Source organism: Rhodococcus sp. 5A-K4, from assembly GCF_046097995.1.
In the GTDB taxonomy this organism is placed as follows: Bacteria; Actinomycetota; Actinomycetes; order Mycobacteriales; family Mycobacteriaceae; genus Rhodococcus_F; species Rhodococcus_F erythropolis.
Window position 1 is genome coordinate 1 of record NZ_JBJURM010000062.1, and the last position, 6546, is coordinate 6546.

The following is a 6546-nucleotide window of genomic DNA, read 5'->3' on the forward strand; positions in this document are numbered from 1 at the left end:
CGCCGACACCACCCCAGCAATCACACCCCCCACACGATCAACCTCGACCGACTCGGGGGCCAGGTCGATTCCGACCTCGGAGACAGACAGGATCTCCTGGAATCCGACCCCGTCGACCTCCGGATACCGCGTGCGGAGAACCTCGTGGCGCGCGAGCACGTCTTTCACCGCAGTGTCCATTGCGGGGATGTCGAGAGTTCCGGTCAGTCGCACGACCATCGGTACGTTGTTGACTGCCGACTCGGTGTCGAAACGGTTCAGGAACCACATCCGCTGCTGCGCCAACGACAACGGAATACGTTCCGGCCGAACGACAGACGCCAACTCGAGGCGTCCGCCTTCACCGACGTGAGACTGAATTCGCGAGGCAAGACCCTCGACCGTCGACGTCTCGAACAGAACGCGAACGGGAATCTGCGTGTCGAGAGCCTTACCCAGTCTGGCAACCAACTGAGTGGCGACAAGCGAGTTTCCACCGAGATCGAAGAAATCGTCGTCGAGCCCTACGCGATCATGGCTCAACAGGTCGGCGAACACCTCCGCGACGACCTGCTCCGTGGACGTGATCGGTGCGCGGAACTCTCGCACGACGAACACCGGCGCGGGCAGAGCACGAAGATCAAGTTTTCCGTTGTTCGTCAGCGGGAGTTCGTCGAGAATCACGACCGCGTCGGGCACCATGTATGCGGCCAGGAACTGCCCGACGTCCTCGCGCAGAGCTGCCGGGTCGAGTACCGAACCAGCCTCCGGTACGACGTAGGCGACCAATTGATCGCCGAGATGCTCGTCGTGGCGGACCAGTGCGACGGCCCGCGATACTCCGGCAGATCGGAGCAACGCCGCTTCGATTTCACCCATCTCGATGCGGAAACCCCGCAACTGGACCTGGAAGTCGGTGCGACCGGAGTACTCGAGTAGACCGGCACGGTTCCAACGAGCGAGGTCACCGGTGCGGTACATCCGTTCGCCTGCGGTTCCGAACGGATCCGCGACGAAGCGAGTCGAGCTCAAATCGGTCCGACCCAGGTATCCACGCGCCAACTGCCCACCCGCAACATACATCTCGCCCGGAGTACCGACCGGCACCAGCTGCAAGCGCTCGTCGAGTACGTACACCCGCAAGCCCGGGATCGCCCGACCGATCACACTGGCTGCGGAGCTGCGCGCCAATGCCTCGTCGATCTGCAAGAACGAGACGTGAACCGTGGTCTCGGTGATGCCGTACATGTTGACGAGCTTCGGATCATGATCACCGCGGCGGTCGAACCAGCGTGACATCTGGGCGAAATCGAGAGCCTCGCCACCGAAGATCACGTAGCGCAACGACAACCGAGCCGGGTCGGCCGAGACGTCGCGGAGTCGATCCGCCTCGGCGAACTGATAGAACGCGGACGGAGTCTGATTGAGAACAGTGACCTCTTCGCGTTCGACCAACGCAAGGAACTGCTCGGGCGAACGAGAGGTCGGATAGTCGACTACAACGAGTCGCCCACCGAACAGCAGCGGTCCCCACAGTTCCCATACCGAGAAGTCGAATGCGTACGAGTGGAACATCGTCCACACGTCGGTCTCGTCGAAATCGAACATCTCTCTGGTGTTCTCGAACAGGCGAACGACGTTGGTGTGCGGAATCCGAACACCCTTGGGTGTTCCAGTCGATCCGGAAGTGTAGATCACGTAGGCAGTATTGGACGCTCGTAGAACCGCAGTCCGCTCGTCGTCCGCAATCGGTGTGTCGTCGACGGCAACGTCCAGGTTCGCCACGTCGAGAACCGGGATACCGCGAGCCGAGAACTTCGAGGACTCCTCCGAGACCGACAAGACACACGATGGCTCGGCATCGCCGAGTACAAACGAAATTCGCTCGGACGGGCTGTCCAGATCGATGGGGAGGTAGCCCGCACCGGTCTTGAGAACCGCGACAATGGCCACGATCAGATCCGCCGACCTCGGCAGCCCGATCGCCACCAGGGACTCGGCTCCGACACCGTGCCGGATCAACATCCGCGCCAAGCGATTCGAACGCGCGTCGAGTTCGGCGTAGGTCAACGCCTCCGAGCCGGCAGTGACGGCAACGGCGTCTGCCCGATCGGCTGCGACACGCTCGAAAATTTCGACAAGTGTGACGCTTGAATCGGATACGGCCGGAATGTTCCACGTGTCGAGCAACAGAGTCCGCTCGTCTGCGGCGACAAGATCGATGTCGCCTACCGAAACGGACGGATCGAGAACTATCGCATCCAGAACACGCTGGAAGCGGTCGACGAACTCCGAAATCGTCGACTCGTCGAAGAGGTCCGTGGCGTAGGTGATGTCACCGACCATCCCCGATGGAACACCCGAATCGTCGAGGTACTCACCGAAGGTGAACTGCAAGTCGAACTTTGCCACGTCGGTGGCCGAATCGACTGCACTGATCCGAAGGTCGGCCAACTCCAGTTCACCCTGGCGCTGGTTCTGGAAGGTCAGCATGACCTGGAAGAGAGGATGGCGAGCCTGCGAGCGCTGCGGATCGAGAACCTCGACCAGACGCTCGAACGGCACGTCAGCATTACCGAACGCCGCAAGGTCTGTCTCACGGACATCCGAGAGGAGGTCCGCGAACGAGTGTGACGGATCCACGTCTGTTCTGAGTACCAGTGTATTGACGAACATTCCGATCAAGTCGTCGAGCGCACGCTCACCGCGCCCGGAGACCGAGGTGCCGACCGCGATGTCGGAAGTGCCAGACAGCCTGGCCATCAACACCGCAACGGCCGCGTGGACCACCATGAACTCGGTTGTGCCCGTTTCACGGGCCACCCGGTTCAGAGCGCGATGTGTCGTTCCGTCGATGTCGAAACGAACACTCGCGCCCTGGCCGGAAGAGCGGTTCGGTCGTGGACGGTCCGAGGGCAATTCGATCTGCTCGGGAAGACCGCCCAGTGTTTCCCTCCAGTACGACACCTGCTGTGAAACGAGCGAACTCGGATCGTCCTCGGTGCCGAGGACCTCACGCTGCCAGACGCTGAAGTCCTTGAACTGGACGGCAAGTGGCAACCAGTTCGGAGCATCTCCGCGCAGACGCGCGTCGTAGGCAACCATGACGTCGCGAGTCAGAGGACCCATCGACACACCATCGGCACTGATGTGATGAGCGACGAACACGAAGACGTGTTCACGCTCGTCGAGCGCGAACAACGCCATCCGAACAGGCACTGTCGTTGTCACGTCGAAGCCCTGCGAGAGGAACTCACCGACCGTCGTCAACAGATCGGTTTCCTCGACCCGATCGACGATCAGGTCGGGAGCGACGTCTCCGACCGGTAGTACGGCCTGCCGAGGAACCCCGCGATCCTCCGGGTAGTAGGTACGCAAGATCTCGTGCCGCGCGATCACGTCGCCTATCGCGCTAGTCAGGGCATCGACGTCCAGATGCCCCGACAGCCGGATGGCAACAGGAATGTTGTTGACCGCGGAATCCGCATCGAACCTGTTGAGGAACCACATGCGCTGCTGCGCCAATGCCAACGGAACCGGATCGGGGCGGTGAGCCGAAGTCAGCGCTATGCGCCCGAGTCCGCCTGCGGATTCCGCCTGGCTCGCCAATGCCCCAACCGTCGGAGCTTCGAAGAGCAACCGCACCGGTACCCGCGTGTTGAGCGCTTCGCCGAGTCGCGCTGTCACTTGCGTGGCGATCAGCGAATTACCGCCGAGTTCGAAGAAATCGTCGTCCACACCCACCCGGGTAACGCCGAGTACTTCGCCGAAGATATTTGCGACGATCTGTTCGATCGGCGTGTTCGGCGCGCGGAACTCCTTGACGCGGAACTCCGGGACGGGAAGCGCTTTGCGGTCGAGCTTTCCGCTCGTGTTGAGCGGTAGTTCGTCGAGGACCACGACGGCCGTCGGGAGCATGTAGGACGGCAACTGTTGGGCTGCTGCGGAACGCACCGATTCGTAGCTGACAGTGCGCCCGCTCGCCGGAACGACGTATCCGACGAGGTGTTCGCCGGTGTCGGTAGCGACAACCAACACGACGGACTGCGCAACGTCCGAACTGCCGGCGATGACAGATTCGATCTCGGCAAGTTCGATCCGTTGCCCGCGGAACTTCACCTGGAAGTCGGTGCGTCCGATGTAGTCGAGTTCGACGGCGGCGTCTGCGCCGGTGGGAGTTACTCCCCAACGCACGAGGTCACCGGTGCGGTACATCCGGGCACCTGGAGAACCGAACGGGTCCGCGACGAATCGATCAGATGTCAGATCGACCCGGCTGTGATAGCCACGCGCCAACTGCACACCGGCCAGGTAGAGCTCGCCCGGTGTTCCTGCCGGGACGGGCGTCAGGTGGGAATCGAGTACGTAGACCTGCGAGTTCCATTGCGGGAGTCCGATCGGCACCACATACGAATCCTCGTCGGTTACTTGGTGACTGGTGATGCTGACGGTTGCTTCCGTCGGACCGTAGAGATTGTGCAACCGGGCGCCGGAGATCTCACGGAAGGCCCGTACAGCCGAAGCCGGTAGTGCCTCGCCGATGACGAACACATCCCGTAGCGTCGCGCAGTCGCCTCGGTCCACAGTCGAGGCGAAAACCGTGAGCATCGACGGAACGAAGTCAGTCAGCGTTACACCATGGCGCGCAACGAGATCGGCCAGGTATGCAGGATCACGATGCCCGTCCGCGGATGCGACGATCAAACGACCGCCGCGAGCCAAAGTGAGGAAGAACCCCCACAGGGAGACGTCGAAGGTCGTCGCCGTCTTCTGCAGATAGGCGTCCGAGGCCGTGACTGCGTACCGTTCGGCCATCCATTCCGTCTGGTTGACGATCGCGCGATGAGTAATAGTGACGCCCTTTGGCTTTCCGGTCGAACCGGATGTGAACATCACGTATGCAACAGCGTCTGCGTGAAGCGGCCTCGTCCGCTCCGAGTCCGCGATCGGCCCGGAGGCGTACCCGGACAGATCAAGCGAGTCGATATCGAAGACAGACCTCTCCCCTGCTTCGGAGAATTCGTCTCGGTCGGTCGTGAGAACGCACACGGGCGCTGCCGCGTCGAGAATGTAGCCGATTCGTTCCACCGGGTGATCGGGGTCGACCGGTACGTACCCGGCACCCGCGGCCAGCACTGCGTACATGCCGACCACCAAATCAGAGGAACGTCGGATAGCTAGCGCAACAAGGCTTTCCGGACCGACGCCGTTCGCGATGAGGTGTCGAGCCAAGCGATTGACACGCTGCGAAAAGTCGGCGTAGGTCAACGACTCCGACTCGAAGACCAATGCTGTCGCGTCGGGGTCGGCTGCGACATGCGATTCGAACGCCGACAGCAGAGACGGAACGGAAACAACGTCGTGCGACGTAGCATTCCAGTCCCCGATCATCCGCGTACGCTCGCCGGCATCGAGTACGTCGATTGCGCTGACCACGACTGTGGGATCCTGCGCAACGGTTTCGAGTATTCGAAGGAAGCGCTGGGCGAACTCCGAGACGATTCGCTCGTCGAAAAGATCGGTGGCGTATTCGAACTCGACGTCCACACGACGATCAGCCCCAGTCGAAGGGCCCGGATCCACCACAGTGACCTGAAGGTCGATTTTGGACATCTGAGTTTCGAACTCGATGACCGACACGGTCAGTCCTGGCAGATCGAGGCGACCTTGCTCGTGGTTCTGGAAAGTAAGTCCGACCTGGAAGAGCGGATTGCGCCCGGTCGATCGAGTCGGATTGAGCACCTCGACGAGACGTTCGAACGGCAGATCCCCATTCGAGAAGGCGGCAAGGTCTTGCGAGCGTGCTTGCTTGAGCAGATCAGCGAACGACCCGTCCTCGTCCACCTCGGTCCGAAGCACCAATGTGTTGACGAACATGCCGACCAGATCGTCGAGCAGTTCCTCGCCTCGGCCCGCGATCGGCGTGCCGACGACGATGTCAGTGGTACCGGACAGCTTGGCCAGCAATACAGCGAGCGCCGAATGCACCACCATGAACAGCGAAGCATTATGTGCGCGGGCAACTTCGAGCAGAGAGCCGCGTAGTTCCGGCTCGATCGAGAATCGCAGTTTGTCACCACGGTAAGACTGTTGAGTAGGACGGGGACGGAAGGACGGCAACTCCAACTGATCCGGGATTCCCCGCAGTGCAGTCTCCCAATGCGATACCTGCTCGGAAATAATCGAGGTGGGATCGTCCTCCGAACCGAGAACATCGCGTTGCCACAGAACGTAATCCGCGTACTGGACGGCCAACGGTTCCCAGTCCGGCGCGTTGCCGGCGATCCGCGCCGAATACGCGGTGATGACGTCTCGGGTGAAGGGCATCATCGACCAACCATCGGACGAAATGTGATGCACGACAGTGATCAGCACATACTGCTCTGGCCCGATCTCGAGGAGCGTCGCCTCGACCGGAACTCGCTTCGTCACGTCGAAAGCGATTCGGACGCAATCCAACAGCACCTGATCGAGCGATTCGGGATCAACCTTGACAGGAACAAGGGCGGGGACAGCTTCTGCGGTCGGGACGACCACCTGATACGGGCCGTCCGCATCCGTCGGATA

1 protein-coding gene is annotated in these 6546 nt (G+C 61.4%); it reads right to left on the reverse strand.

Annotated elements, in window-relative coordinates; all coding sequences use genetic code 11:
- The coding region (locus ACKAMS_RS33450) for an amino acid adenylation domain-containing protein (protein WP_408990104.1) at positions 1-6546 on the reverse strand (6546 nt) is incomplete at both ends.